Genomic DNA, 25,200 nt, shown 5'->3' with positions numbered 1-25,200 from the left:
TTGCTTTCACCCGTCCTCGGGGGTCCAGGCGGTGTGTTCGACGATCCGCTCCATCGCCGCTCGCTCGCGCGGACCACCACACGTTTCGACCACGTCGGCGAAGTAGTCGAGTCGCTCGCGGAGTTCGTCGGTGTCGTAGGCCGAGACGTCGAGTCGTGAGGCCGCGACGGTGGCCTCGACGACCGCGCCGTAGCCACGATTGGTCGTCGGCACGATCCGGTCCTCGATAGCGGCCTCGATCGGCGTGAGCTCCCACTCTTCCCATTTCGTCTCACCCGATTCACCCTCGTCCACCGATTCGACCGCGACGCGCACCCACGCGTTCGCCGCTGGATGCACGGGTGAACCGCGTTCCTGGATCGTGAGTGCGCTCTCGGCGAACACCAGGGGATCGTGCAGGAACTGGACGATACCCTGCCCTTTCTCGTGGAAGTTCCGCCACGTCCGCGTGCGTCCCCAAGTGCGCGCCGTGACCGGCTCGCCGGCGTGAAGCCCGAGCGCCGCGAGATTCCACCTTCCGTTCGGGCCGAGTGTCGCCACCAGGGATTCGATCACGCCCCGAAGCTCGATGGGCCAGTCGATCCTCTCCTGCGAATCGGTCATACGGCAAGTCCGTCCTCGAGCGCGATGAACAGTCCGGCCGCGACGAGATCGGCCGTCGTCCCGGGGTTCACTTCCGCATCGACGAGTTCTCCGGCGAGCGCGTCGGGATCGGCGTCGCCGCGCAGCGCCGCCCGTGCGGCCTCGGTGACCTCGCGGGCGGTCGCCTCGTCGTGGCGCTTCGCGACGAAGGTGTCCGGTTCGCTCGCGAGCGCTTCCAGGAAGGCCCGTGCGGCGCGATCGGGGACGTTCCCTTCACCGCTCGCAATGCGCTCGGCGATCTCGAAGCTCCGCGAGAACCGCGACACCCACTCGCGGGCCACGCCGTCGCGCTCGACACTCGCGGCGAGTACGTCTTCGAGGGTGAGCTCGCGCGCTTCGAGTTCGGGAATCGCGTCCGCACCGCGGCGCACGTCGAGGGCTTCCATCTCGTCCGGCGGGTCGCCGATACCGACGTCGACGTGCTCGAAGGCGCGATAGAAGCCGGCGGCATCCGCGACGGTCGTCCCCTCGACGACTTCGGCCGCGTGCTCGGGCGTCAGTTCGCCGGTCGCGCTCGCCCGAACGAGCGGGACGAGGAGCAGCAGCGCGCCGAACTGCGTGTTGCCGCCGCGCTGGTCGGCCATTCCGTCGATCGCGCACTCGAAGGATTCCCCAACTGGTTCGCCCGCACCGGCCATCCGAAGCCCCTCGCTCGCGCCGACCGCACCAGTCATGAAGTGCTCGAAGCGGAGGTCGGGGTACTCACGGTCGCGATCGACGTTGCCGGGTTTCGGTGTGGCGGCCACTTCGAGCAGCAGCGCCAGCTGGGCGTTCTCTGCGGGGGTTCTCATCGACCCGCCCCCGCAGTCGGTTCCGTCTCCGTCTCGAACCAGTCGTCGACCGCTTCGCGCACGCGCTGGAGGATCGCAGGCCGGTCGCTCGGACGGCCGACGCTCACCGCGTCCGCACCGTATTCGAGGTATTCTCTGGCAGTCTCGCCGTCGCGGACGCCGTTGTTGGCGACGACGAACAGTTCGGTCGCGTCCGCGACGTCACGGATCACGGACTCGGAGTCCATCGCGTCGACGTGGATCACGTCCGCGCCGGCCTCCTCGATCCAGCGCGCGGTGTCGGCGAGCGAGACACCGGGCACCTCTGCCCGAACCTTCACGCTCACTGTTGCGCCCGTGTCGGCGGCGGTCTCGACCTGCTCGCAGAGACGGTGGGCGTCGCGAAGCAGGGTCTCGCCACAGCCGACGGCGCAGAGTTCGTCCTGGCGGCAATGGGCGTTGAGTTCGAGCATCGCGTCGTACTCACGACAGAGTTCGGCGACTTCATGGATCGGTGCGCGCGAACTGCTGCGGACGTTGACGCCGGCGCGGAGCGGGGCGTCGTCGAGCGCGTCGAGTTCACGCTCGATGAACGCCAGCGGGCCGTCGGGGAGGAACTCGTCGCGGTCGCGCTCGGTCATCCGTCGGGCGGCCCGTCGCGACGATTCGTCGATGGCGATGCCACCGAGAAACGCCGCACCAGCGTGTGTTTCGGCGCTCCGTGCCCACGCGGCATCGGACTCGCCGCTCAGACTCGCCAGCGCGAGTCGTGGCTCGAACATCAGGTCGCCCCCACGAGAGCGAGCGCGTCGGCGACCGCTTCCACGACACGCTCGGAGTCCTCCGAGCCGTCGATACCGATGTCGGTCGTGACCGTCGGGCGACCCAGTTCGGTGGGATCGCGCTCGTCGACGACGAACGCGTCGGCGAAGGGGTACGATTCGGCCATCCCCGCAGTGCTCGGTTCGGTGCCCGTCGCCTCCATGAGCTTCGCCGCCGGCCCCGAGAAGAGATCGTCGCCGACGAACGGCGAGACGGCAACCACGGTGGTCTCGGCGAGTGCTTCCGGGACGCCGTCAAGCGCGAGCAGCGGGCCGATGCTCGTCACGGGGTTCGACGGGCCGATGATCACCGGCTCGGCGAGCGCGTCGATCACCTCGGAGGTCGGGTCGGCGCGCTCGGCACCCCGGAACTCGACGTCCTCGACGACTGGCTCGCCACCGTGGGCAACCCAGAACTCTTGAAAGTGCATCTCGCCATTGGGCGTGTGGATCATCGTCGCCACCGGATCGTCGCTCATCGGGAGCAGCGAAACGTCGAGCGAGAAGGCGTCGGCGAGACGGTTCGTGGTCTCGGTGAGTGTGTGGCCCTCGGAGAGGAGACTCGTCCGCAGGAGGTGCACAGCTCTATCGCGATCGCCGATGGTCATGAACTCCCCCACGCCGGAAAAGCGTCGCCAGCGCGCGAGAGTTCGACCACTGGTCTGGCGCTCGTCGCCGAGATAGCGCGGTCCCGTTTCGAAACCTGCCCGCTCGGAGAGATCGCGGACTTCCTCGTGGGTAGTGGTACTGTCGCCCTCGATGCCCCACCAGCGTTCGCGGTCGAGGACACCACCGCGCTCGAACAGAACGGTGTCGAGATCCGGACAGATCAACAGCCCGCCGAGTTCGATATCGTCGCCGGTGTTTCCGACCACCGTGAGATCAGCGGGGTCGAAGACCTCTCTGGCTCCGGCCAGCAGTTTCGGCGTGCCGGTGCCCCCGGAGAGAAACGTCACCATACGCCGACTCCACGACGGGCGGAGTAAACGCTTGTGCTCACCGCAGCCGACGGAATCAGTTGAGAAACAAACCAGCAGCGGTCGGCGCGCGCTTGCGTTCGTGTGCGAACAAAGTGAGCACCGAGCGCAAACACTGCGCGAGGGATGAGCACCACAGCGAGTGAAACGAGCGAGGAGCGCAGTCGGTTGGGGAGGTATGTGGGACGTGCGGGGCGTTGCGGCCACTCATTGTCGTCAGCAGTAGTCGTGTGACCATCGAGTCGATGACAATAGAAAAGCCATGCCGTGAGAACCACCAAACACGAGCAGGGCCGAAGTTTTTCACCGAACACGTCGAACGGAGAACCAATGAAGACGATCAAGGACAGCGTCCACGATCACATCGAGATTTCGGGCGTCGCGCAGGCTCTGCTCGACACCCCGGCCGTCCAGCGCCTGCGCCACGTCCGCCAGCTCGGCACCGTCGATCTCGTCTATCCCTCGGCCAATCACACCCGGTTCGAGCACAGTCTGGGGGTGTACCACCTCGCCGATCGCGCGCTCTCACAGCTCGGCATCGAAGGCGTGCGAGCCGAACGCGTCCGCGCGGCCGCGATCCTCCACGACGTCGGGCACGGGCCGTATAGCCACAACCTCGAAGCGCTGATCCACCGTCGAACCGGCAACTACCACGACGACGTCGACGAACTCCTCGCGACCGGCGAGGTCGCCGACGTTCTCGCCACCCACGACCTCGATCCGGGGCACATCGCGAACCTGGTGGCCGGTGAGGGGCGACTCGGCCAGCTCGTCTCGGGCGAGCTCGACGTCGATCGGATGGACTACTTGGTGCGCGACGCCCTCCACACGGGCGTTCCCTACGGCACGATCGACCACGGGCGGCTCGTCCGCGAGCTCCGCTTTCTCGACGGCGAGCTCGTCCTCGCCGAGGGGAACGTCCAGACGGCCGAGGCGCTATTGCTCGCTCGCGCGCTGATGAACCCCGTCGTCTACAGCCATCCCGTCGCGCGCATCGGCAAGGCGATGCTCCGGCGGGCGACCGAGCGCCTGCTCGACGGTGACCTGAGCGGGGCGGACCTCCGCCGGATGGACGACCACGACCTGCTGGTGACGCTACGAAACGACGAACGCACGGAAGCGGACGCGGCACGGCTCGGCCGGCGCAATCTCTACAAACGGGCGGTGTGGGCCGAGCTCCGCGACACGCCGGACGAACTCGTCGACGCCGATCACACGACGATTCGCGAGTACGAACGCGAGATCGCCGAGCGCGCCTCGGTCGCCGCTGAAAGTGTGATCCTCGACGTGTCAGCGCGCCCGCGCATGACCGAATCTTCCTCGCGGGTCGTCGTGAGCGGCGAGATCCGCCCACTCGGCCGGCAGTCGACGCTCGTCGAGGCGCTCAAAACCACTCAGCGCGACCAGTGGCGTTTCGGAATCTACGCACCGGCCGAGGCCACCGAACAGGTCGGGACGGCGGCCGTCTCGGTGCTCGGGCTCGATATCGATGGCGCGCTCGTCTCGGACGTCCGGGCCGGCGTCAACACGACGCTAGACGAGTTCGCTGCCGAGTGAGCGGAGATCGGGGGTGTAATCGCTATCGATGAAAGACGTCTCAGGGGAGGGCGGAGCCGGCTCTCGTCGATCAGTTCTCGTGAGCGAGGAACGCTTTTTGCCGGCGCGTGTGCACCCGGAGATATGCCACCACGCCCGAGCACGTTTTCCATCGTCGCGCGCGACCCAGAGCAAGACGCGATCGGCGTCGCCGTCCAGTCGAAGTTCGTCAGCGTCGGCTCGGTCGTCCCCTTCGCCAGCGCCAACGCGGGCGCGATCGCCACCCAGAGCTTCGCGAACGTCGCCTACGGTCCCGATGGGCTAGACCTGCTCCGCGAGGGGAGGTCGGCGAGCGAAGTCGTCGAAGCGCTCACCGACGCCGACGATCAGGCCCCCGAGCGCCAGGTCGGCGTCGTCGGGCGGGACGGCTCGGTTGCGGCGTTCACCGGTGCGGACTGTTTCGAGTTCGCCGGCGACATCCAGGGCGAGAACTACACTGTTCAGGGTAACATCCTCGAAAACCGCGCGACGATCGAGGCGATGGCCGACACGTACGAATCGACCGTGGGCGGCCTGCCCGAGCGGCTCATCGCCGCGCTGCAGGCGGGCAACGAGGCCGGTGGGGACGCCCGTGGCGAGCAGTCGGCGGCGCTCTACGTCGTGAAACCCGACGGTGGTTACGACGCGGGCAACGATCGCTGGATCGACGTCCGCGTCGACGATCACGAGAGCCCGATCGACGAGCTCGAACGGGTCTTCCGCGTCTACGACGTGACGCTTCTCGAACGCGAACCGCCTGACACATTTCGAGAACTGGACGGGGAGACTGCCGAGGCAGTCACGGAAGCACTCGTCAAAGCAGGATTCGCCGAGGGAGCATCGGGCGAGTTCGGCGAGGACGAACGCGCGGCGCTCGCCGATTTTCGGGACGCGAACAACTTCGAGAACCACGATCTCGATACGCTGGCGGACGCGCTCGCCCGCGGATGGGACGATGCGGAAGGTAGCGGCGAGACGCGACTGGTCAACGCGATCTGGCACGGAATCGCCGGTCGCGAGCGTGCCTGACGGGTGAAGGTTCATGGGGGTTGATCCCGTCGAGCCGATATGCGTGACGAGGAGGAAATCCGTGAGCAGTACGAGTTCCTCATGGACGAACTGGACGACGAGGAGATGAACCACGAGGGCGTCAGGCAGATGTTTACCTACTACCGGCGCGCGCTCGGCTGGGCGCTCGAAGAGGAGCACATGTGACGGTCGGCCGATAAGGTTAAGTGTCACAGTCCACAGGATACGAGTGACGCTTCGCTTGGAGGGCCGAAGCGTCAGCGGGGACCAATTCAGGGCGGCGAGCGCCCGACGCGGGCTTTTCTCCCGCGCGGGCGCTTTCCTTGATACACGACCGATAGCCAGCCTCCGGCTCGCCGTGGCGGTCGATCGTCGAGAGACAGGTTCGATTGACGAGCGACAGCGATGCGAAACCCGCTTGCATTTTTCCGGCGCAACCGTTTCGGCGAGCAGACAGTTTCGATATACTTATACGAATCATCCACTTACCAGTAACGGAGTACGATGCACGATCTGACAGGATTCCAGCGCGACCTGCTGTACGCCATTGCCGGCAAGGAAGAGCCCCACGGGCTGGCGATCAAAGACGAACTCGAAGAGTACTACGAGACCGAAATACATCACGGACGGCTGTATCCGAACCTCGACACGCTCGTCGACAAGGGGCTCGTCGAGAAAGGTCAGATCGACAGACGGACGAATTACTACAAGATCACCCGTCGTGGCCAGCGCGAGATCGACGCCCGTCGCGAGTGGGAAGACCAATACGTCGACGTCTGATGAATATTGCACCAACCGAAACGAATTAGTTAAGAAGCCAGGCCGACGGTGTTGAGCATGGACCGGGATACCACAGCACCCCGTGTCAGTGAGCTACCGGGCCCGCGTGCCCGTGAGTGGGTCGAGCGCCAGCAGGACGTCGCTGCTCCGAGCACCTACGTCTACGAGTTCGTCTGGGATCCGACCGCACCCGCCGAGGGACCGTTCTGTACCGACGCCGACGGTAACGTCTTCCTGGATTTCACCTGCCACGTCGGGGCCGCCCCGCTCGGCTACAACAACCCGAAGATCACCGAGCCGATGGCCGAGTTCGATCTCGTCGACCCGCTGAAGACCGCTGGCCACGATTTCTATGTGGGGGCTGGCTCGCCCGACGATCCCGATTTCCCCGGTCCGGCGGGGCTGATGGAGCGGCTCACGGATCTGACGAGCGCGTACGACATGGACAAGGTGTTCCTCTCGAACTCGGGAGCCGAAGCGATCGAGAACGCCATCAAGATCTGCTACGACGGCGGTGGCTCCTACGGTATCACCTTCCAGGGAGCGTTCCACGGTCGGACACTCGGCGCGCTCTCGCTCAACCGCTCGAAGTCGGTCTATCGCCGTGACTACCCCGAGATCGCGGGGATCCACGATGTGCCGTTCTGCAGTGATCGAACCTGTAGTGATGGAGACTGTTCGTGTGGCTTTTTCACCGGCGAGGGCTCGCAGCTCCGCCGAATGCTGAGCGACGAGGGGTCGGTCGCGCCCGAGGAAGTCGCCTACCTCGTCATGGAGCCGATCCAGGGCGAGGGCGGCTATCGATTCCCGAGCGACGCCTTCATGGAGGAGATCGCCGACGTCTGCGAGCAGTACGACATCACGCTGATCGCCGACGAGATCCAGGCCGGGATGGGCCGGACGGGCGAGTGGTGGGGTGCCGATCACTACCCAATCGAGCCCGACGTCATCACGGCCGCGAAGGGACTGCGCGTCGGCGCGACGATCTCGCGCTCGGACGTCTTCCCCGAGGAGAAGGGACGGATCTCCTCGACGTGGGGTGCCGGCGACATCATCGCCTCGATGCAGGGTGCGCTCACGATCGACGCGATCCAGGAGTACGACCTGATGGACAACGCCGTCGCGCGCGGTCGCCAGTTCAAGCAACATCTTCGCGACGCGGCCCCCGAATCGGTCGTCGACGTGCGCGGGAAGGGCTTGATGCTCGCCATCGAGTTCGACACCGCCGACACCCGCGATGCGGTCCTCGAAAACGCCTTCCAGAGCGGGCTGCTCACGCTCGCCTGCGGGAACAAGACGCTCCGGATCCTCCCGCCGCTCGACGTCACCGAGCGCGAGATCGATCTCGGTGCGCGCATGCTGCTCGACGCCATGGAGTGACGCCGCCGCGCGGCAGCGGTGCGGCCGCTGTGCGGTTGGCGGTGCCTGGCGTCTGCGGTCGCTCTGCGACCGCAGACTCAGGAGAGCACGGCTCTCCTGGTGGATGAAGGGCGAACGAGCGACCGGAGCTCTGGTGAGCGAAGCGAACGAGAGCACGGAAGGGCTTCGCTCTTCCGGAGGGAGCGAGTGAGGGCTTCTGCGGTGCTGTGCGGTCGGCGGTTGCGGTGCTGTGTTGAAGATCGTCCGCGCGAACGCAGTGAGCGCGGTTCACTGCGAGTGAGCGCGAAGCGCGAACGAGCAGACGTTTTTAGTCCAGGTTTTTGGTTGGGGGTTGAGCGCGAGCGACCGAAGGGAGCGAGCGCGATTCCCCCGTCTAAAAAAGTGGGTGTTTAGTGATCGTCCTCGCGCCAGCGGTGTTCGCACTCCGTACAGACGAAGAATCGCGTTTCGGATTCGTCGGCCGAGCGGATCTGTTGCATGTACCAGTAGGCTTCGTCGTTGCCACATTCGGAGCAGTGGACTTCGGTCGTGGGAAGTCCCCGATCCTCGGCGTCGCTGACGTCGATGATTTCGGTCTCCTCCTGGCCTTGTGTGGTCGTCATCGCTGCCTCCTTCGCATCGTCGCGCGGTTTGGTGTAGCCACAGTTGTCGCAGACCCACACGCCGTCGTCGGTCTTCATCATCGAGCCGCACTCGTCGCAGAACTCCATACTCGGTAGGTAGGCGTGCGGTCGAAGTTAAACGTCGGGATCGACCGCTGTCGACACGATCGGGGTTACTCGAAGTCGGGCTCGCGATCCTCGACGAACGCCGTCATGCCCTCGCGCTGGTCGTGCGTGCCGAAGAGGCCGCTCCAGAGGCGGCGTTCGTAGGTCAGTCCCGCCGAGAGGTGGGATTCGTGGACCTGATTCAGCGACTCCTTGGCCGCCTGGAGGGCGTGTGCGGGCTTCGCCGCGAGGTCGGCGGCCATGTCGGCGACGTGATCGTCGAGGTCGCCATCGGCGACGACCTCGCCGACCAGACCGATCTCGCGAGCCTCCGCTGCGTCGACGCGCTCGCCGAAGAAGACCAGCCGGCGGGCGCGTTCGTCGCCGACGAGTCGCGAGAGGCGCTGGGTGCCGCCCCAGCCAGGGACGATGCCGAGATCGATCTCGGTCTGGCCGAGGACAGCGTTTTCGGCGGCGACCCGCAGATCGGCCGCGAGCGCGAATTCGCAGCCGCCGCCGAAGGCGTAGCCATTGATAGCGGCGATCACCGGCGCGGGAAACGTCTCGATCGTGTCGGTGACGCGATGGCCGAGTTCGGCGTAGGCCTGCGCTTCGGCCACCGAGAGCTCAGCCATGTAGCCGATGTCCGCGCCCGCGACGAACGCGTCGTCGCCGGCCCCGGTGAGCACGAGCGCGCGGGCGTCGCGTGCCTCGTCGAGCGCCTCGGAGAGCGCGTCGAGCGTCTCGACGTTCATCGCGTTCAGCGCGTCCGGTCGGTCGATGGTGATGGTCGCCACGCCCTCGTTTCGGTCGAGATCGACGGTCTCCCACGTCATACCGCAACGACGGGCAGCGAGAGTATAATAGCTCGCCTCCCGATGGCGAGGGAGTTATGCGCGCGGGCCGAGACGGGTGGTCATGGCGAGCGAGCCCGCGGACGGCGACGTGCACGTCTTCGAGCGCACCTTCACGCACGCGGACGTCGAACAGTTCGGCGAGGTGTCGGGCGACCAGCAGGCGATCCACACCGAGCCCGATTCGGAAGGCCGGCTGGTCGTCCAGGGATTGCTCACGGCGACGCTCCCGACCAAGATCGGGGGCGAGCTCGGCGTGCTCGCGCGCTCGATGGAGTTCGAGTTCCTCGAACCGGTCTACACAGGCGAACCGATTACCTGCGAAGTGACGACCGAGAGCGTCGACGAGCGAGAAGACAGATACGAGATCGCCTGTGCGGTCGTCTGCCGTCGTGCGGGTGAGACGGTACTGGAGGGACGGTTCGAGGGGCTCGTCTGGAAGACGGGTCAGTAGGCACAAGTACCCTCGCCAGCAACGGAACGGTATGGCAAACGTCGTCTTCGAACTGCTCGGCAATCTCGCCGAGCTGACGAACATCGTGACCGGCGTCGCGCTCGGCGACCCGCTCTCGGCAGCACTGATCCTGTCGAGCACCCTCATCTGGATCGTCGCGTTCGGGCTGTTCGCCTATCTCGCCATCGGCGGACTGCTCTCGGGACTCACTCCCGACGGCTTCGGTCGCACACCGCCCCAGCAAGGTCGATAGCTTCCTCGACGTCGGGCCCGAGCGGCGAGCCGATCACGATGCTGTCGGCGTGTTCCAACACCGCCGACAGCCGTTTTTCGACCGTTTCGGGCGTGCCGGCCATACAGAACGCGTCGATCATCGCGTCGCTCACACGCTCGAACGCAGTATCGAACTCGCCGGCCGAGATCGCCTCGCCGATCGCGTCCGCGCGCTCGCCGTCGAGTCCGTGGCGCTCGATGACGGGCGGCGGCGCACCGGCAGCGATAAACGCCACCGGCGGGCGGGCTGCCTCGCGTGCGGCCTCGCCGTCCTCGGCGATGCTCACGCTCGCGTACGCCGTGAAATCGAATTCTCCATACTCGTCGGGTCGCTCGTCGAGACCCTGGTCGACCTGATCGGCCGCCCACGCGACGTCGTCGGGATGTGAACCGTTGAACAGCAGTCCATCGGCGTGTTTGGCCGCCATCCGGCACATGTGTGGCCCCTCACCACCGACGTAGACCGGAATCTCGCCGACCTCGTAGTTCAGGCCGGCGTCGTGTGCGCCGAACGTGCCGTCGTGATCGACGCGCTCGCCCGCCCAGAGTTCCTGTGCGGTTTTGAACGATTCGAGGACGGAGCGGAGCCCACGGCGCTCGCCGAGGCTGAGGTTTTCGAGCGTCGAGGGATCGCCCGGTCCGACGCCGAAGACCGCTCGGCCGTCCGAGAGTTCGTCAAGCGTCGCCACGCGCGAGGCGAGCGTCACCGGGTGGGTCTCGTAGGGGTTCGTCACACCCGGGCCGAGACGGACGTCGTCGGTGCGATCGGCGAGCAGCGAGAGCGCTGCGAAGGGATCGCGGTTGTTGTAGTGGTGGCTCGCGAAGATCGTGTCGAACCCCGCCTGAGCGGCCCGCTCGCCGAGATCGACGGTGCGTCGCGTGGGTCGTTCCGGGGTGAGTTCAATGCCCTGCATACGACCACCCCCGGAGCGCCTGCCGGACGAAATCACCCTCGACGGCGCGAAAGAGGTTGTCGCTGCCGTCGAACCCGTCCACGTCGAACCCATCCACGACGGCGACGGGGTTCCCGCCCGCGCCTTCGCCGAGCACGAGGTTCGCCGCCGCCGCGAGTTCGTCCACCACGGACTCGACGGTGACACCGAGTTCGCGGCCGTCGCGGTCGTGTTCGCCGCGCCAGTCGCGGCTGGCGGGCAGGCCGGCCCAGCCGATGGCCACGCCGCGCTGGCCGTGTCGGAACGGTCGCCCGCAGGTGTCGGTGACGATCACCGGAACGCCGAGTTCGTCGCTGAGCCGGCGCGCGCTCTCGCTCGGGCGTTTCGGCAGGAGGAGGATATCGTTGTCGGGGACGTTCGAGCGGTCGATGCCGGCGTTCACCGAAACGTGTCCGAACCGCGTCTCGGTCAGGAGGAACGGTTCGTCCATCAGGAGTTCGGTGCTCTCCTCCAGGACGGCCTGTGCGAACCGGGGATCCTTCTCGTCGCCGGAGAGCTCGGCCAGTCGGTCGGCGATCTCGTGTGCGCGCGGGCCGGCCGGGAAGTCGGCGAGATCGCGCGCCCGGCCCTCGGCCTTCGAGACGATGGTGCTCGCCATGCAGACCACGTCGGCGTCGCCGTCGGCCCGCTCGGCGATCAGCGCAGCGAGATCGTCGCCGGCACCGATTTCGGGGAGATCCGTGACGGGTGAGACGTTCATACACGGCAATCGCCGGGTAGCCACTTCCGTACTTCGGGTCGTGCCAATACTGGCGACCGATCGAATCCGGTTCCTCCTCTCCGCACTATCTTGAAACGCCGCGAGTAGCTACGACTGGTATGGACGAACCTCGTGTCACCTGTTTCCTCCGCAATCGCGGCGAGATACTCTTGGTCAGGGGCGGCGACGGGATTGACTCGAACGTCGATCGGTGGAGCAGCCTCATCGACGGCGCTGATGACGATCCCGACGAAGCCGCACGCGTGGTGGTCAGTGAACAGATGGGGGTAGACGATGCCGTCTCGCTCGTCCGTGCTGGCAAGCCATTCACCGTCGAAGACACCGACCGCGAAACGCGCTGGCGGGTCCATCCGTACCTGTTCGACTGTGACTCGCGGGCAGTCGAGACGAACGACGAGACCACCGCCGAGTTCGCGTGGGTCTCGCCGATCGAAATCCGTCGTCGCGAAACGGTCCCCGATCTCTGGAAAGCCTACGCACGCGTCGCGCCGACAATCGAGACGATACGTGAGGACGGCGATCACGGCTCGGCGTGGCTCTCACTGCGCGCACTGGAGATGCTCAGGGATCGCGCCAGCGTGCTCGCAACGACAGGTGGAGACGAGGCGAACGGCTGGAACGACCTCGCGACGCTCGCGCGGAATCTCCGGACAGTGCGACCGAGCATGGCAGCCATTGAGAATCGAGTCAATCGAGTAATGGCGGAGGCAAACGCACGGACGCCGGCGGCTATCGAGGAATCCGCACACCAGGGAATCCAGCGGGTGCTCGACGCCGATTCGCGGGCCGCCAGCGAAGCAGCAGCCCGGCTCTCGGGCACCGTCCTGACGCTCTCGCGATCGGGGACGGTGCTGGAGGCGCTTCGCGAGGCGACCGTCGAGCGGGTGATCATCGCCGAGTCGCGGCCCGCACGCGAGGGTGTCGGCGTCGCCGAAGCGCTCGCGAGTGACGATGATCGACGGGTGACACTCGTAGTGGATGCGGCCGCTGCGCACGTTCTTGCCGAGCACGCCATCGATAGCGTGCTCGTCGGAGCCGACACGATTCTCCCGGACGGGAGCGTCATGAACAAGGTCGGCACGCGTGCGGTCGCCATCGCTGCCGCCCGCGAGGACGTTCCCGTCCACGCCGTCGCCGCGGGTGACAAGATCGCCACCGACGCCGACGCACGCTTCGAGCCGGGCGATCCCGAGGCTGTCTACGATGGCGATGCCGACATCGAGGTGCTGAACCCGACGTTCGACTGCACGCCCGCCGACGCGATCACGGTCGTCACCGAGAATGGAGCGCTCGGCCCGACGACGATCGGTGAGTACGCCGAGCGGTTGGCCGGGCTGGCTACGTGGGACGACTGACGGAAAAATCACGGTACGGATCGAGGCGTGGATCAGCCGTCTTCGAGATACTGATCGAACCAGACGTCGAGCAGGCCGACGAGCACCGTCGCGAAGCCCGTGTGGGCGCTCCAGATGGCCGCCTCGTGATCGACGGCCGGCAGTCCGTCGCCGCCGGTGACGCTGATGAGCACCGTGTCGGCATCGACGACGAGCACGCGCCCGCTCCGTTCGTCGTTCGGTGCATCGGTCGTCGCACGGAACGAGACGTCTTCGCCGAAGCGCTCGCGTGTTCGGTCGCCATTGACGATCGTCACCGCGACGCCGCGCTCGCTCGACGCCGTCAGCGCGTCGGCGACGGCGTCGTCGAACGTCCCCTCCTCGCGTGCGCCGAAGACGACCCGGTCGTCGGCGTCCTCGATGAGTGTGACGACCCGACCGTCGATCGTATCGGTTCCTTGAACCGTCCAGATATCTTCCTGCGCCTCGTTCTCGTCGGCGCGTTCCCGGCGGGCGGATTCGAGGTAGTCGAACGCGCGATCCTCCTCCCTGTCGAGGCGCTCGCGGAGGCGCGTGCGTGCCTCGTCGAGATCGACCGCGCGATACTGGATCGGGGTCGACTGTTGAATGTCGACCAGACCGCGCTCGGCGAGGTCCTCGGCCGCGCCGTAGATCTGCGAGCGCGGCACCTCGGTCGTCCGATCGACCTCGCGGACGGTGGCGGTGTCGAGGCGCTGGAGCGCGATGAACACCTGCGCCTCGTAGCTCGACAGTCCGAGTCGCTTGAGCGCCGCGACCGCCTCGTCGTGCTCGCTCACGTGAGCGCCTCCCACGCGACGAACACCGACGGCGTGACGAGCATCGCCGTGAGGTAGGCGAAGAAGATCGAGAGTGCGACGACCAGCCCGAACTGGCCGAGGATCGGCGTGATCGCGAGCGCGAGCACACCGATACCGGTCGTCGTCGTGAGCATGCTCCCGGTGAGCGCGCCGCCGGTCCCCCGCACGGTCTCCTCCAGAGCGGGGAACAGCTGCTCGTCGAACTCGTGGTACTCGTCGATGAACCGATGGACGAAGTGCGCCGAGTAGTCGACGCCGAGCCCGATGGCGATCGAGAGGATCGTCGCCGTGAGTGCGTTGAACGGGATACCGAGCAGTCGCATCGAGCCCGCGAGCAGCGCGACCGAGACGACGATCGGCGCGAGATTCACTAGGCCGAGCGAGGGCCGTCCCTCGATGACGTAGTAGACGAGCACGAGGAAGATCGCCGTGACGATCAGCGCGGCGACGAGACTCCGGATCGCCGAGGTCAGAATGGTGCCCGAAACGGCTTCGAGCACGAGCGTCTGGCCCGTGGCGGTCGCCGAGAACCGATACCGGTCGGCGAGCGCCCGTGCGTCGCTCGCGATCTCGTCGTTCGAGGCGTCGCTCTCGGTCGAATACACCACCTGGGCGCTGCGGTAGTCCTCGGTGATATACTGAAGCGCCTGCGCGCGGAACGGCGAGTCGAGCAGCGCGTCGTAGATCTCGCCGAGGTTGTCATCGGGCACGCCGTCGTCGTCGACGTCGTTGCGCGCGACCAACTGGGCGAACTCTGGCGACTGTGCGGCGTAGTCATCGATGACGCCGACGATGCTATCGGCGTCGGCCGTCCGGTTGCTCGCGACGAACGCATCCGGCGGGTCGTCGTTCGCGCGCTGGATGGATTCGAGTGCGGAGTCGGCGCGTAACGGTCCCTCGACGAAGATCGTCACCGAACTCCCCTGGGTCGTCGAGAAGCGATCCTCCAGGAAGTTCGTCGTGTCGGTGACGGTGTAGGTGCCAGGCGCGAACGGTTCGGGCAGGTCCTCGACGTAGCCCGGCAGCTCCTCGGGCGGCAGGAAGTCGTCCTGGGAGAACGAGGTGTCGACACCGGTCGCGTACGCCCCCGAGACGACCGTCAGAACGACCGTGAGTGCGAGGATCACGTAAGGCGCACGCCGCGCCGCGCCAACACCCACCAGCAGAATCCGACCGAGGATCGACCCCTCCTCGCCGAGCGGCGAGAGGCCGAACTCCGGAATGCCGTACTCGATGCGGAGCTGGTCGCCCCAGACCTTCGCCGCCGGCAGGAAGATCCCGAAGATCAGGAACGTGAAGACGATGCCGACGGCGGCGATGAGACCGAACTGCCGGATCGGCCCGAGACCGCTGATGCCGTTGGCGGCAAAGCCCACGACAGTGGTACCGGTGACGATGAAGAACGCCACCAGCAGCTGGTCGGTCGCGGTCCGCATCGACTGGCTGATGCCGACGTCCTGGACGCGCTCCTCGCGATAGCGGTTGATCGCGTGGATGCCGAAGTCGATGCCGACCGCGAGCAACAGCGGCGGCACGGCGATGAGCATCTGCGAGAACGGCAGCCCCGCGAGACCAGTGAACCCGAACGTCCAGATGATCGCCATCACGAGCGCGAGCACGCCGAGCAGCAGATCGATCGGGTCGCGATAGGCGAAGACCAGGAAGAAGAGGATCAACAGCGACGCCGCGGGAACGACGATGACGAGCGAGTCGAAGATAATGTTCGTGAACTCGTCGGAGATGATGCCGCTTCCGAACACACGGATGTCGCTATCGACGGAGCCGACGATCTCCTGTCCACGCGTCTGGATGTCCATGAGCGGACTCGACCCTCCTGTTCCGGCCGACGACGAGGAGACTCCACCTAGGACGTCGTGCTGGACGGTGCCGATCGTCGCCGAGGCCGATACCGACTGCCGGTCGAAGTCGTTGCTCACCAGTCCCGTGAAGCCGGGCCCGGCAGCGGCCGTCCGGATCGCACTCTCGATCTCGGACTGTGTCGCGCCGTCGAGCGTCCGGATCTGTGCGTCGACGGTCGTCGCGTTCGGATCGATCGTCTGGGCGACGATGCCCGCGGCGCTCGACGCCGACACTACCCGCTGGCTCTCGTGGTCTTCGAGGCGCTGCTGGGCTTCGAGCATCGCCAGCAGTTCGTCCTTCGCGAGCACGTTCGATCCCGACTGGATGAGCTGCGTGCTCCCGTTACCCTTCGAAAAGGACGGCGAGAACTCCTGATCGATATCGTCGAGGGCGGCCTGTGCGGGGCTGTCCTCGGTGAACTGGCTCGTCCCGGCGTCCGTCGAGATGTTCGCCAGCCCGCCGGCGAAGACGAGCGTGAGCAGGACGAACGCGATCACCACCGTCCGCGGCCGTTCGGTGATCCACTCGTCGATCCAGTCGATGTAGCGCTGATAGTCGACCATCTACGACCGTCGTGACCAGACCCAGCCGATGCCGAACACGACGAGCAGCGCGCCGAGCGCCCACATGATCGACAGCGACGAGAGGATGCCGCCGTCCTCGACTTCGACGAGCTCGACCGGCACTTCGTAGGTGTTCGAGAGCTTCGATTCGCCGCCCGAGTCGTACTGGAAGTCGACCGACAGCGGATATTCGCCAGCGCTCGCGTCGCCACCGGCGCTCGCGTCGAAGGCGATCTGCTGGGTTTCGTTCGGTTCCAGCCGAGAGATGTACGCCTCGTCGCTCGATATCGACAGCGGGTCGTCGACGAACGCCTTCGCGTTGACGTTGCTGACCGTGCTCTCACGGTTGTTGGTCACGTTGAGCGTCACCGTGTCGGAGCCGCCGACGTCGAGGCTCGCGTTCGCCCGCTCGACAACGAACGCGTCACGCTGTGGCCCGATGTCGACCTGCGTGTCGAGCGTGCCGCTCCGGCGCGTGTCGCCGTTTCGGTTGTCGTACTCGACGACGAACGAGAACTGCTGCCCGCCGGGTTCGGCGCTGTCGGTCACCTCGACAGGGACCGAGAACGCCGTCGATCCGTTCGCCGGCAGGCTGCCGAGCGCGACCTCCGTCGACTGCGGTTTGACGTTCTGACTCTGGGAGATCAGCTTGATGACCGCGTTCCCCGCGTCCTGCGGGCCACGGTTCGTGATGGTTCCCGTGACGTTGCCCTCGTCACCGACGTTGAGCGTGCTGGACGTGTTTCCGAGGGCGAACGACTGCTCGGACTGTGGCGTGATCCCAACCGTGAACGGTCCCGACCGTCCCGGATCGCCGTCGCTGTCCTTGTACGAGATCGACGTCTGCAGCGGGTAGCTTCGAGTTTCGGACTGATTGCTCGCGGTCGCGTTGACCGTGACCGTACGCTGGGCACCGGCGGGCCACTCGCCGATGAACTGCGTGGCGTTGGCCGTCCGTCCGAACAGGATATCGCCGGTCAGCGACTGCAGCGAGACGGTCGCCTCGGAGACGTTCTCGCCCTGGTTTTCGAGCGTGACGCTCACGGGCCCCTCGTCGCCGACCTGCACGTCGGACGAGGAGGAGACCACCGCGAAGTCATCGCTTTCGGCATCGATGTCAACCCGTGCGTTGAGCGGCTTGCTCTGGAGCGGGTTGCCGTCCGCGTCGTAATACTGGACAACGAACGAGACCTGGCGCGCGCCGGGTTCGGCGGTGCTGTTGACGAGCACGGGATACTCGAACGCCTCCGATTCGTCGGGATCGAGCCCGCCGAGAACGTACTGCGACTGCCGGGGGACGATGGCGCGGCTCCCGTTCGGCGAGAGTGTGATCACCGCGTCGGTGGCCTGTTCGGGTCCATCGTTGGTGATCGTGCCCGAGATCGTGCCCTCCGATCCGGCCGCGAGATCGCCGTCGACGCTACTCAGGGTGAAGCCCTGTTCGCTGGCGGGGCTGACGCCGAAGGTCAGCGGCGCGGACTGCGAAGCGTTGCCGTCGTCATCGTCGTACGAGACCGTCGCCTGGACGGGGTAGTCGTCCGTGTCGGCACCCTGCATCGCGCGCGCCGTCACCTCGATCGTCCGCGATTCGCCCTCGTCCCAGTCGCCGACGTACCGACTCGTCTCCGCCGACTGGCCGAAGACCAGATCGCTCGACTGTGACTGGAGGCTGACGACCGCGTCGGTCGCGTCCTCGCCGGTGTTCTCGATCGTCACCGAGACGTTGCCCGTCCCGCCGACCGACACGTCGGAGGAGACCCCGGTGACGTTGAACTCGGCGTCCGGCGAGGCACCCGTGCTGCCCGTAGCACCGCCGGCCGCTGCACCGCCTGGCGCACCGCTCGCGCCCGCTGCGCTCGGGGCACGCGCCGCCCCGGCCGCCCCGCTTGGCGCGCTACCAGCGGCTCCACTGGGTGCGCCACTCGGGGCACCCCCGGCTGCTGCACCGCTCGGTGCGCCGCCCGCACCACCGGCCGCCGCACGGGGCGCACCGCCAGCGGCCCCGTTCGGCGCGCCACCGGACGGCGCTGCACCCGCTCCGGGCGGTGCTGCACCGGCTGCCCCAGCCGGACGGCCCGCGGCCCCACCCGAGCCACCGGAAGGCTGTCCGGCATCGGCCGACGGGGCGCTCGCTCCACCGCTTCTCGACGGCCCGCCGGCACCACCGGATCCGCTGGCTGGCGGCGTGGCGCTTCCGGCATCACCCTGCGGTGCGCCACCCTCGCCAGCGCCGCTGGACGGGGGCGTTCCCTCACTCGGCGCTTTGCCGCCGTTGTCTCCCGACGGAGTCTCCCCATCGGTCGATGTTGGGGCCTGCGTCGGTGATTCTGGTTTTGGGGAAGTTTCCTCGTCCGAGTCGTCCGATTGATCCGTCTTATCCGAAGTTTCGTTGTCGTTCGTGCTCTCGGGATTTTCGGGAGTTGTCGTGTCGTTTTCGGTCGACGTTTCTGATTCGGTACTGGTCGGCGTCGTCGTTTCCTCCGTGGTAGTCGGCGTCGTCGACGTTTCCGAAGAATCCGTCGTGGGTGCCGACGTCTCGTGGGAGTCCTCGTTATTGGCCGCCATCACCGAGGTCGAACTCGTTCCTGGCGATCCAGCGGTCGTGAGTTCCGTCGACTGTTCGACGGTCGTGTTGGGACCGTCGTTCGTGCTCTCGTTCGGCAAGACGTCGCCCGTGAGGACGCCGACGACGCTTCCCTGGATCGTGAGAAGAACGACGAGAACGGCGGCGAGCGCGGCCCGGTTCATTCACCACTCCTCCGCAGCGACCGCCTGCTCGTCGATCGCGGCCCATCGAGACGGTCCGCACCTCTTGTGTGTATTCTTCTACTGACGGTACTCATACTACGTCGATACACACAGCTAACAGTTATACGGCTTTCGGAATCCGCAACACAGCGAGTGAAACGCGGCGTCAGAACGTCGAGATGTCGCCCTCGATGACACGTTCTGTCAGCCCGGTGATGTCGGCGAGTTCGCGGTCGACGATCGTGCGGATCTCGTCCTCGACGTCGCCGACGGCGATGCCCGCCTCGGTGCTCACGTGGATGTCGGCGACGTGTGGCTGATCGACGGGTCGGCCGATCTGGCTCAGCAGTCGGACCCGGAGATCGCGGATGCCCGCCACGTCGTCGACGACGCGCTCGGCGATCTCCGTCGAGAGGAGGTTGTAGATCTTCCCGATGTGGTTGACCGGGTTCTTGCCCGACGTGGCCTCCATACTCATCGAGCGGTTCGGCGTGATGAGCCCGTTCGCGCGGTTGCCCCGCCCGACGGAGCCGTCGTCGCCCTGCTCGGCGGAGGTGCCAGTGGTGGTGAGATAGATCGAGCCCGCATCGTAGTCGTCGGCGGTGTTCACGTCGATCGAGACCGCCCGATCGGTGTACTCGCCGGCGAGCTCGGCGACGTACTCACGGACTTCCTCGACTGCCGCCGCGTATTCCTCGACGTCCCCGATATACGTATCTACCATCGCGGCCGCCACAGTAATATCGATTGCGTCGCCCTCGCGCTTGCCCATCACCTTCACGTCGGGGCCGAGCTCGGGATGCTCGGCGGCATACTCGCCGGTGAGTCGTCGTTCGGCGTTCAGCACGATCTCCTCGGTTTCGGAGAGCGGCGCGTGACCCACGCCGTAGCTGGTGTCGTTGGCCATCGCCACGCCGCCCTCGCCGAAGACGTCCCGGAGATCGCCGCTGCCCTCGCCAAGTTTCACGTCGATCACGACGTCGGTGCCGACGTCGAGCTCGGGGACGTGTGCTTCGAGATACTGACGGGCCGCTCGGAGCGCGATCGGTTCGGTGGGGATCGTCGTCCCCTCGTACTCGCTGGTCGCGCGCCCGACGATGAGCAGGTAGATCGGTTCGACGACCTCGCCGCCACCGAAGGCGGGGGCGGCGCTGCCGGCGACCAGCTGAGTCTCGTCGGTATTGTAGTGGAGAATTCGTCCGACGCGATCGAGATAGGCCGCCGCGAGCGCCCGCGAGACGCTCTCGGCGATGCCGTCACACAGCGAGTCCGGATGGCCGATGCCCTTTCGCTCGACGATCTCTACTGGCTCGTCCTCGGCGGCCGGCCGATCGAGTGCCGCCACGCGGATGTTGCGTTCGGTCATGCCGTGGGTTCGCCGCCGCCCGGCCTATAACTTGCGGAAACCTTCGCGTGCCCGGAGATAACCAGTAGTTATTCGTTCGGCGGTCGTTCGTCCGTTTCGGCCGCGGACAGCAGTTCGAGATAGGAGGTCCGGATCTGCTCTCCCGGATCACAGTCGAGCGCCGCCAAGAGGTCGCGCGCGCCGTCACGCACTCGTTCGATCTCGTCTTCCGTTTCGGCCTCGTCTTCGACCTCGACGAACGTTCCGAGCCCCGCTACCGAATCGAGCGCGACGGTGTAGCCCCGACAGCGGAACCTCTCGCGGGTCTTCTCGACGGTTGCGGCAGGGACGAACCCGAGCGCGTCGAGGACGTTCGCCATCTCCTCGGCGCTTCCGATCGCCGTCTCGTGTTCAGCACGGGTTTTCGATCGCGAATCGACAAGCGGTCCCTTGTAGGTGAGTCGTACCCCATCGTCCTCGCGGCGGATCCTGAGCGCCTCGTCGGTCTCCGGAAAGCTCCGATGTGGCGCGTCGTAGTACGTATCGACCTGCTCGACGGTGCCCGTGGCCTCGGCATCGAGCGCCGACAGCCGCTCGCGGACCGGTTCGTGGGGGCTGGCGACCTTACACTCGACTTCGTACACGAGGGTCGTTCGTCCGGGACGGAAACTACTCTTCGGCTTTCCAGTTGAGGTCGATGCTGATCGATTCGCGTTTGTCGCCGAGCATCGGCTCGCGCTCGCTCACCTCGATGTCGTACTCGACGGTGTCGCGCGGCGTGAGCGCGACCGACTTGTTGCCGGCGAGGACCGTCATCTCGGCGTCCCCGCGCAGCTCGTTCGCGAGCGATTCGAGCGCTTCGGCGGCCTCGTCGCGCGAGAGGGACTGACTCGCTTCGGTCGTGTCTGCCATATCCGACAGAGGACGTTCCGGTTCCTAAACCTGTCCCCTGCACGAACGGCGACGACGTCGCTCGCTTGCAGTACGTGAGCAGCGCGATCCGTCGTCCGCAGGCGAACGTGAAGCAACGTTCTTAAACGTCGAACGGGAGTTGAGGGGGTATGAGCGACGAAGCAAGCGAACAGTCCGCATCGGACGCCGACGAGGAAGCCGCAAGCGGGATTCAGGAGGGAGATTTCGTCCGTCTCGCCTACACCGCCCGGTCGGTCGAGAACGACCAGCTCGTCGACACGACCGACGAGGAGGTCGCCGAGGAGGAGGGCGTCGACGACCAACAGCAGAGCTTCGAGCCGCGCGTCATCGCGGTCGGTGCCGGCCACCTCTTCGACACCGTCGAGGAGGACTTCACCGGCGGCGAGGCCGGCGATTCGGGCACCGTGACGGTGCCCGCCGACGAGGCCTTCGGCGAGTACGACGAGGACGAAGTTCGTACTGTGAGCGCCGACCGCATCCCGGAGGACGACCGCTATCCGGGCGGCCACGTCGACATCGACGGCGAGCACGGCCACGTCGAGACGATCATCGGCGGGCGCGCACGTGTGGATTTCAACCACCCGCTCGCCGGCCAAGACGTCGAGTACGACTACGAGGTGCTCGACACGGTCGACGACCGCCTCGAACAGGCCGAGGGGATGCTCGGCATGTACTTCGACGCCGACTTCGACATGCGCATCGAGACGGACGAAGTCGAAGAAGAGCAGATGGTGGAGTCCGACGAGGACGAGGACGACGAGGAGAGCGAACCCGAGTTCGAGACCGAGGTCGTCGAGAAGGAGACGCTCTACATCGAGCAGTCGCCCCAGCTCCAGTTCGACCAGCAGTGGATGATGGGCAAACAGCAGATCCTGGGCGATCTCATCGACCGGCTCGACCTCGATCGCGTGATCGTCGAGGAGGTCATCGACGGCACCGGCGGGATGATGGGCGGCATGGGTGGCATGATGGGCGGTATGGGCGGCGGCGGTGGCGAGGCCGATCTCGACGCCATCGAGGAGGAGCTCGAGGATGCCGACGTGGACGTCGACGACATCACCGAAGAACTCGACGAGGAGTAACGACCTCGCGTCGAACCGTTAGGCGCGCTCGTACTGCCGATAGCCCCAGTCACCGAGATAGACGAGCCCGCCGAGAACGAGCAGCGCGACGACGAACCCGAACCCGTTGATCAGGATTCCTCCGACACCCGCGAGAACGATGACGACGCCGAACGCGACCGGGTAGAGCGGATGTTCGCGGATCGTATCGACCGCCGCCAGCACGAGCAACAGCCCGCTGAGGAAGCCGACGACGGCGAAGACGGGGTTGCCGAAGTCGCTGAGCGCGACCGTGACGACCAGCCCGACGAGCACGATCTGGGCGGCGAGGCGTCGGAGGTCGAACGCCGACTCTGCGGTTGCCATTGCGGGCGCTGTCGGCCGGCTACCGCATAAACGCTCCGCCGGTGACAGCCGCCGTCTCATTACGCGATATCGCGACTGGTGTCGACCGCGACTCGATCGGTGAGGGTGAGTTTGAGCGTCTCGGTGAGCGCACGCCCGCCGCGGAACTTCGGCACCGCGAGGCGGTTCTCGACCGTCGCGCCGGTCGTATCGGTCGTGAGACGGAAGATCACGTCCGCAAGGTGTTCGGTGCTGTCGCGCAGCGGCGAGACGTTACGCCCGTCGAGGCAGTGCAACACGGCGATACTCCCCGCGTCATCGACGCGTCGGCGTAGGCCGGTCATGAACTCCAGAAACGCCGGGCGCTCGGCGCGCTCGATCACCGACTGTGGATCGACGACGACCGTCGAGCGTTCGGGGAGCTCGTCAAGGACGGCGAGCGCTTCGTCGATGGGATCGTCGGCGTCGATCGTCCGGACCGTCGGGTCGCCGGTATCGACGTCCGTTCGTTCGATGTTCGCCGAGACGACCGCTGCGGGTCGGTCGAACGCGAGATAAAGCGTGTCGCGCGGCATCACGAACTCGGCGAGCAGGAGTTCGGCCTGGCTTGCCGGCGGGGCCGAAAGGGCGACGATGCTCCCCGCTGGAACCCCACCCCCGAGTCGGTTGTCGAGAACGTCGATGCCGGTCGGCAGGCGCGTTGGCATTGGATTATCTTTCCGGTGAGGCTGGATAAAGCTTGCCGGCGGACGGGGCGTGTCGGGGGATTCAAGACGAGTCGGTGCCCGGCTGTATGCAGTGAGCCACGACCACGTCATCAGCGCCAAGAGCCTCTCACGGGCGGACATCGAGACGGTGCTCGACCGCGCAGCCGAGATCGATCGAACGCCGCCGGACCGGGATCGCCACGCCGACGATCTGCTCGCGCTCTGTTTTTTCGAACCGAGCACGCGCACGCACATGAGTTTCGAGACGGCGATCAAACGCTTGGGCGGAGATGCACTCGACATGGGGCCGGTCGAATCCTCCAGCGCGACCAAGGGCGAGAGCCTCGCCGACACCGTGCGCGTCGTCGAGGGGTACGCCGACGCGCTCGTGCTGCGCCACCCCAGTGAAGGCGCGGCGCAGATGGCGAGCGAGTTCGTCGATATCCCGCTGATCAACGCGGGTGACGGGGCCGGCCAGCATCCGACACAGACGCTGCTCGATCTCTACACGATGCGCGAGGCGGCCGGCGATCTCGCCGATCTGACGGTGGGGATCATGGGCGACCTGAAATACGGGCGGACCGTCCACTCGCTGGCCTACGCGCTCACGAAGTTCGACGCCCGCCAGCATTTCGTCAGTCCCGAGAGTCTCAGCCTCCCCCGGAGCGTTCGCTACGATCTCCACGAGTCGGGCGCACGGCTCAAGGAACACACCGATCTCGACGCCGTCATAGAGGAACTCGATGTCCTCTACGTGACTCGCATCCAGCGCGAGCGCTTCCCCGACGAGAACGAGTATCGGCAGGTCGCCGGCGAGTACCGCATCGACGCCGCAACGCTCGAGGACGCGCGCGAGGAGTGCGTGGTGATGCACCCGCTGCCCCGAGTGGACGAGATCGCTCCCGATGTCGACGCGACGCAGCATGCACACTACTTCGAGCAGGCGCACAACGCGGTTCCCGTACGGATGGCGCTGCTCGATCTGCTGCTTGCGGAGGACGACCGATGAACGAGTACGACGGGAGTGGGGACGGCATCGACGAGGAGGGTGGCGAGGAGTCGGCACACGAACTCCGGATCAGCAAGATCCGCAACGGCACCGTCATCGATCACATCGCGGGCGGGCACGCGCCGGACGTGCTCGCCATTTTGGGCATCGACAGCGCTACCGACGAGGTCGTCAGCATCGGGATGAACGTCCCCTCGGACAGGCTCGGCTACAAGGACGTGGTGAAGATCGAGGGACGCGAGCTCAGTCAGGACGAAGTCGAGGTCATCTCGCTCGTCGCGCCAGCGGCCTCGATCAACATCATCCGCGAGTACGACGTGATCGAGAAGAATCGTGTCGAGCGGCCGGCGACCGTCGAGGGCGTGCTCTCGTGTCCGAACCGCAACTGCATCACCACCGCGGACGAACCGGTTGCCACCCGCTTCGAGGTGCTCGACGACGGCGTGCGCTGTCTGTACTGCGGGACGATCATCCGCCGACGCTTGACCGATCACATCGACGTCTGAGGAGTGATTTTTCG

At 66.3% G+C, this 25,200-nt stretch carries 27 protein-coding genes; 11 read left to right on the top strand and 16 right to left on the bottom strand.

Annotated features, from left to right (window positions below; translation table 11 throughout):
* Nucleotides 1–6: 6 nt before the first annotated feature.
* Genes NO363_RS03815 through cofD form a run of 4 tightly spaced genes read right to left on the bottom strand, consistent with a single transcriptional unit; the run spans nt 7 to nt 3,192 of the window.
* Entirely contained in the window at nt 7–603 is a 597-nt protein-coding gene (locus NO363_RS03815) for a DUF447 domain-containing protein (protein ID WP_256686998.1), read from the bottom strand.
* Nucleotides 600–1,433: a triphosphoribosyl-dephospho-CoA synthase gene (locus NO363_RS03810; protein WP_256686996.1), complete on the bottom strand. Its 834-nt coding sequence runs from the start codon at nt 1,431–1,433 to the stop codon at nt 600–602. Before NO363_RS03810 ends, NO363_RS03815 begins: the two co-directional genes overlap by 4 nt.
* Complete coding sequence (locus tag NO363_RS03805; protein WP_256686994.1) at nt 1,430–2,194, bottom strand: tRNA-dihydrouridine synthase; 765 nt, start codon at nt 2,192–2,194, stop codon at nt 1,430–1,432. Before NO363_RS03805 ends, NO363_RS03810 begins: the two co-directional genes overlap by 4 nt.
* Complete coding sequence (gene cofD / locus NO363_RS03800; protein ID WP_256686992.1) at nt 2,194–3,192, bottom strand: 2-phospho-L-lactate transferase; 999 nt, start codon at nt 3,190–3,192, stop codon at nt 2,194–2,196. Before cofD ends, NO363_RS03805 begins: the two co-directional genes overlap by 1 nt.
* A gap of 348 nt (nt 3,193–3,540) precedes the next feature.
* Here cofD and NO363_RS03795 point away from each other — a divergent pair, with 348 nt between their 5' ends.
* The 5 genes from NO363_RS03795 to NO363_RS03775 all read left to right on the top strand — a co-directional run bounded on the left by NO363_RS03795 (nt 3,541) and on the right by NO363_RS03775 (nt 7,974).
* Nucleotides 3,541–4,767: an HD domain-containing protein gene (locus NO363_RS03795; RefSeq protein WP_256686990.1), complete on the top strand. Its 1,227-nt coding sequence runs from the start codon at nt 3,541–3,543 to the stop codon at nt 4,765–4,767.
* 123 nt (nt 4,768–4,890) lie between these two features.
* A complete protein-coding gene (locus tag NO363_RS03790) occupies nt 4,891–5,814 on the top strand; it encodes a DUF1028 domain-containing protein (RefSeq protein WP_256686988.1) in 924 nt (307 codons plus the stop codon).
* 39 nt (nt 5,815–5,853) lie between these two features.
* Nucleotides 5,854–6,000, top strand: a complete 147-nt coding sequence (locus NO363_RS03785; RefSeq protein WP_007742586.1) for a DUF8555 family protein — start codon at nt 5,854–5,856, stop codon at nt 5,998–6,000.
* A gap of 318 nt (nt 6,001–6,318) precedes the next feature.
* Nucleotides 6,319–6,594, top strand: coding sequence for a PadR family transcriptional regulator (locus tag NO363_RS03780; protein ID WP_007742585.1), 276 nt, complete (start codon nt 6,319–6,321; stop codon nt 6,592–6,594).
* Nucleotides 6,595–6,651: 57 nt separating this feature from the next.
* Nucleotides 6,652–7,974: an aminotransferase class III-fold pyridoxal phosphate-dependent enzyme gene (locus NO363_RS03775; RefSeq protein WP_256686983.1), complete on the top strand. Its 1,323-nt coding sequence runs from the start codon at nt 6,652–6,654 to the stop codon at nt 7,972–7,974.
* Between the two features lie 389 nt (nt 7,975–8,363).
* On the opposite strand, the gene NO363_RS03770 is transcribed toward NO363_RS03775, so the two are convergent.
* Both NO363_RS03770 and NO363_RS03765 read right to left on the bottom strand, forming a co-directional pair.
* A complete protein-coding gene (locus NO363_RS03770) occupies nt 8,364–8,684 on the bottom strand; it encodes a transcription factor S (RefSeq protein ID WP_256686981.1) in 321 nt (106 codons plus the stop codon).
* A gap of 65 nt (nt 8,685–8,749) precedes the next feature.
* The gene (locus NO363_RS03765) at nt 8,750–9,517 is read right to left on the bottom strand and encodes an enoyl-CoA hydratase/isomerase family protein (RefSeq protein ID WP_256686979.1); all 768 of its coding nucleotides are present in this window, start codon (nt 9,515–9,517) and stop codon (nt 8,750–8,752) included.
* A gap of 82 nt (nt 9,518–9,599) precedes the next feature.
* On the opposite strand from NO363_RS03765, the gene NO363_RS03760 reads away from it, so the two are divergent.
* Together NO363_RS03760 and NO363_RS03755 are read left to right on the top strand one after the other, a co-directional pair.
* Nucleotides 9,600–9,989: a MaoC/PaaZ C-terminal domain-containing protein gene (locus NO363_RS03760; protein WP_256686978.1), complete on the top strand. Its 390-nt coding sequence runs from the start codon at nt 9,600–9,602 to the stop codon at nt 9,987–9,989.
* 31 nt (nt 9,990–10,020) lie between these two features.
* The gene (locus NO363_RS03755; RefSeq protein WP_256686976.1) at nt 10,021–10,242 is read left to right on the top strand and encodes a DUF8024 family protein; all 222 of its coding nucleotides are present in this window, start codon (nt 10,021–10,023) and stop codon (nt 10,240–10,242) included.
* On the opposite strand, the gene NO363_RS03750 is transcribed toward NO363_RS03755, so the two are convergent.
* Nucleotides 10,196–11,176, bottom strand: a complete 981-nt coding sequence (locus NO363_RS03750; RefSeq protein WP_256686975.1) for a 5,10-methylenetetrahydromethanopterin reductase — start codon at nt 11,174–11,176, stop codon at nt 10,196–10,198. The two genes, NO363_RS03755 and NO363_RS03750, sit on opposite strands and share 47 nt — an antisense overlap.
* Nucleotides 11,163–11,915 (bottom strand): coenzyme F420-0:L-glutamate ligase, encoded by a 753-nt coding sequence (locus NO363_RS03745; RefSeq protein ID WP_256686974.1) that lies wholly within the window; start codon nt 11,913–11,915, stop codon nt 11,163–11,165. Before NO363_RS03745 ends, NO363_RS03750 begins: the two co-directional genes overlap by 14 nt.
* A 119-nt stretch (nt 11,916–12,034) precedes the next feature.
* On the opposite strand from NO363_RS03745, the gene NO363_RS03740 reads away from it, so the two are divergent.
* Nucleotides 12,035–13,291 carry an eIF2B alpha/beta/delta subunit family protein gene (locus NO363_RS03740; RefSeq protein WP_256686973.1) on the top strand — a complete coding sequence of 419 codons (1,257 nt, stop codon included), beginning with the start codon at nt 12,035–12,037 and terminating at the stop codon, nt 13,289–13,291.
* Between the two features lie 32 nt (nt 13,292–13,323).
* Here the strand turns inward: NO363_RS03740 and NO363_RS03735 are convergent, their stop codons facing one another.
* From NO363_RS03735 to NO363_RS03710, 6 genes are all read right to left on the bottom strand, one after another.
* Complete coding sequence (locus NO363_RS03735) at nt 13,324–14,088, bottom strand: TrmB family transcriptional regulator (RefSeq protein ID WP_256686970.1); 765 nt, start codon at nt 14,086–14,088, stop codon at nt 13,324–13,326.
* Complete coding sequence (locus tag NO363_RS03730; protein ID WP_256686969.1) at nt 14,085–16,532, bottom strand: efflux RND transporter permease subunit; 2,448 nt, start codon at nt 16,530–16,532, stop codon at nt 14,085–14,087. Before NO363_RS03730 ends, NO363_RS03735 begins: the two co-directional genes overlap by 4 nt.
* Nucleotides 16,533–19,280 carry a COG1361 S-layer family protein gene (locus NO363_RS03725; protein ID WP_256686967.1) on the bottom strand — a complete coding sequence of 916 codons (2,748 nt, stop codon included), beginning with the start codon at nt 19,278–19,280 and terminating at the stop codon, nt 16,533–16,535.
* 166 nt (nt 19,281–19,446) lie between these two features.
* Entirely contained in the window at nt 19,447–20,646 is a 1,200-nt protein-coding gene (locus NO363_RS03720; RefSeq protein ID WP_244700613.1) for a methionine adenosyltransferase, read from the bottom strand.
* Nucleotides 20,647–20,714: 68 nt separating this feature from the next.
* A complete protein-coding gene (gene cyaB, locus NO363_RS03715; RefSeq protein WP_256686965.1) occupies nt 20,715–21,269 on the bottom strand; it encodes a class IV adenylate cyclase in 555 nt (184 codons plus the stop codon).
* Nucleotides 21,270–21,294: 25 nt separating this feature from the next.
* The gene (locus tag NO363_RS03710) at nt 21,295–21,537 is read right to left on the bottom strand and encodes an amphi-Trp domain-containing protein (RefSeq protein ID WP_256686964.1); all 243 of its coding nucleotides are present in this window, start codon (nt 21,535–21,537) and stop codon (nt 21,295–21,297) included.
* Nucleotides 21,538–21,686: 149 nt separating this feature from the next.
* Here NO363_RS03710 and NO363_RS03705 point away from each other — a divergent pair, with 149 nt between their 5' ends.
* On the top strand, nt 21,687–22,640 hold the full coding sequence (locus NO363_RS03705; RefSeq protein ID WP_256686963.1) for an FKBP-type peptidyl-prolyl cis-trans isomerase: 954 nt from the start codon (nt 21,687–21,689) through the stop codon (nt 22,638–22,640).
* A gap of 18 nt (nt 22,641–22,658) precedes the next feature.
* On the opposite strand, the gene NO363_RS03700 is transcribed toward NO363_RS03705, so the two are convergent.
* Both NO363_RS03700 and NO363_RS03695 read right to left on the bottom strand, forming a co-directional pair.
* Nucleotides 22,659–22,985, bottom strand: coding sequence for a DUF8064 family membrane protein (locus tag NO363_RS03700; RefSeq protein ID WP_256686962.1), 327 nt, complete (start codon nt 22,983–22,985; stop codon nt 22,659–22,661).
* 59 nt (nt 22,986–23,044) lie between these two features.
* Entirely contained in the window at nt 23,045–23,671 is a 627-nt protein-coding gene (locus NO363_RS03695; protein WP_256686961.1) for an RAD55 family ATPase, read from the bottom strand.
* Between the two features lie 91 nt (nt 23,672–23,762).
* On the opposite strand from NO363_RS03695, the gene pyrB reads away from it, so the two are divergent.
* Complete coding sequence (pyrB, locus tag NO363_RS03690; protein WP_256686960.1) at nt 23,763–24,680, top strand: aspartate carbamoyltransferase; 918 nt, start codon at nt 23,763–23,765, stop codon at nt 24,678–24,680.
* A complete protein-coding gene (gene pyrI / locus NO363_RS03685; RefSeq protein ID WP_256686959.1) occupies nt 24,677–25,186 on the top strand; it encodes an aspartate carbamoyltransferase regulatory subunit in 510 nt (169 codons plus the stop codon). The genes pyrB and pyrI overlap by 4 nt, the downstream gene beginning before the upstream one ends.
* Nucleotides 25,187–25,200 lie beyond the last annotated feature (14 nt).

Source organism: Halococcus qingdaonensis (genome assembly GCF_024508235.1).
Classification (GTDB): Archaea; Halobacteriota; Halobacteria; order Halobacteriales; family Halococcaceae; genus Halococcus; species Halococcus qingdaonensis.
This window is presented reverse-complemented; position numbering and strand designations above follow the sequence as displayed.

What these genes read in the sequence shown, in the direction of transcription:
- NO363_RS03815 (WP_256686998.1), bottom strand. Translation starts at nt 603, where the DNA reads ATGACCGATTCGCAGGAGAGGATCGACTGGCCCATCGAGCTTCGGGGC.
- NO363_RS03810 (WP_256686996.1), bottom strand. Translation starts at nt 1,433, where the DNA reads ATGAGAACCCCCGCAGAGAACGCCCAGCTGGCGCTGCTGCTCGAAGTG.
- NO363_RS03805 (WP_256686994.1), bottom strand. Translation starts at nt 2,194, where the DNA reads ATGTTCGAGCCACGACTCGCGCTGGCGAGTCTGAGCGGCGAGTCCGAT.
- cofD (WP_256686992.1), bottom strand. Translation starts at nt 3,192, where the DNA reads ATGGTGACGTTTCTCTCCGGGGGCACCGGCACGCCGAAACTGCTGGCC.
- NO363_RS03795 (WP_256686990.1), top strand. Translation starts at nt 3,541, where the DNA reads ATGAAGACGATCAAGGACAGCGTCCACGATCACATCGAGATTTCGGGC.
- NO363_RS03790 (WP_256686988.1), top strand. Translation starts at nt 4,891, where the DNA reads ATGCCACCACGCCCGAGCACGTTTTCCATCGTCGCGCGCGACCCAGAG.
- NO363_RS03785 (WP_007742586.1), top strand. Translation starts at nt 5,854, where the DNA reads ATGCGTGACGAGGAGGAAATCCGTGAGCAGTACGAGTTCCTCATGGAC.
- NO363_RS03780 (WP_007742585.1), top strand. Translation starts at nt 6,319, where the DNA reads ATGCACGATCTGACAGGATTCCAGCGCGACCTGCTGTACGCCATTGCC.
- NO363_RS03775 (WP_256686983.1), top strand. Translation starts at nt 6,652, where the DNA reads ATGGACCGGGATACCACAGCACCCCGTGTCAGTGAGCTACCGGGCCCG.
- NO363_RS03770 (WP_256686981.1), bottom strand. Translation starts at nt 8,684, where the DNA reads ATGGAGTTCTGCGACGAGTGCGGCTCGATGATGAAGACCGACGACGGC.
- NO363_RS03765 (WP_256686979.1), bottom strand. Translation starts at nt 9,517, where the DNA reads ATGACGTGGGAGACCGTCGATCTCGACCGAAACGAGGGCGTGGCGACC.
- NO363_RS03760 (WP_256686978.1), top strand. Translation starts at nt 9,600, where the DNA reads ATGGCGAGCGAGCCCGCGGACGGCGACGTGCACGTCTTCGAGCGCACC.
- NO363_RS03755 (WP_256686976.1), top strand. Translation starts at nt 10,021, where the DNA reads ATGGCAAACGTCGTCTTCGAACTGCTCGGCAATCTCGCCGAGCTGACG.
- NO363_RS03750 (WP_256686975.1), bottom strand. Translation starts at nt 11,176, where the DNA reads ATGCAGGGCATTGAACTCACCCCGGAACGACCCACGCGACGCACCGTC.
- NO363_RS03745 (WP_256686974.1), bottom strand. Translation starts at nt 11,915, where the DNA reads ATGAACGTCTCACCCGTCACGGATCTCCCCGAAATCGGTGCCGGCGAC.
- NO363_RS03740 (WP_256686973.1), top strand. Translation starts at nt 12,035, where the DNA reads ATGGACGAACCTCGTGTCACCTGTTTCCTCCGCAATCGCGGCGAGATA.
- NO363_RS03730 (WP_256686969.1), bottom strand. Translation starts at nt 16,532, where the DNA reads ATGGTCGACTATCAGCGCTACATCGACTGGATCGACGAGTGGATCACC.
- NO363_RS03725 (WP_256686967.1), bottom strand. Translation starts at nt 19,280, where the DNA reads ATGAACCGGGCCGCGCTCGCCGCCGTTCTCGTCGTTCTTCTCACGATC.
- NO363_RS03720 (WP_244700613.1), bottom strand. Translation starts at nt 20,646, where the DNA reads ATGACCGAACGCAACATCCGCGTGGCGGCACTCGATCGGCCGGCCGCC.
- NO363_RS03710 (WP_256686964.1), bottom strand. Translation starts at nt 21,537, where the DNA reads ATGGCAGACACGACCGAAGCGAGTCAGTCCCTCTCGCGCGACGAGGCC.
- NO363_RS03705 (WP_256686963.1), top strand. Translation starts at nt 21,687, where the DNA reads ATGAGCGACGAAGCAAGCGAACAGTCCGCATCGGACGCCGACGAGGAA.
- NO363_RS03700 (WP_256686962.1), bottom strand. Translation starts at nt 22,985, where the DNA reads ATGGCAACCGCAGAGTCGGCGTTCGACCTCCGACGCCTCGCCGCCCAG.
- NO363_RS03695 (WP_256686961.1), bottom strand. Translation starts at nt 23,671, where the DNA reads ATGCCAACGCGCCTGCCGACCGGCATCGACGTTCTCGACAACCGACTC.
- pyrI (WP_256686959.1), top strand. Translation starts at nt 24,677, where the DNA reads ATGAACGAGTACGACGGGAGTGGGGACGGCATCGACGAGGAGGGTGGC.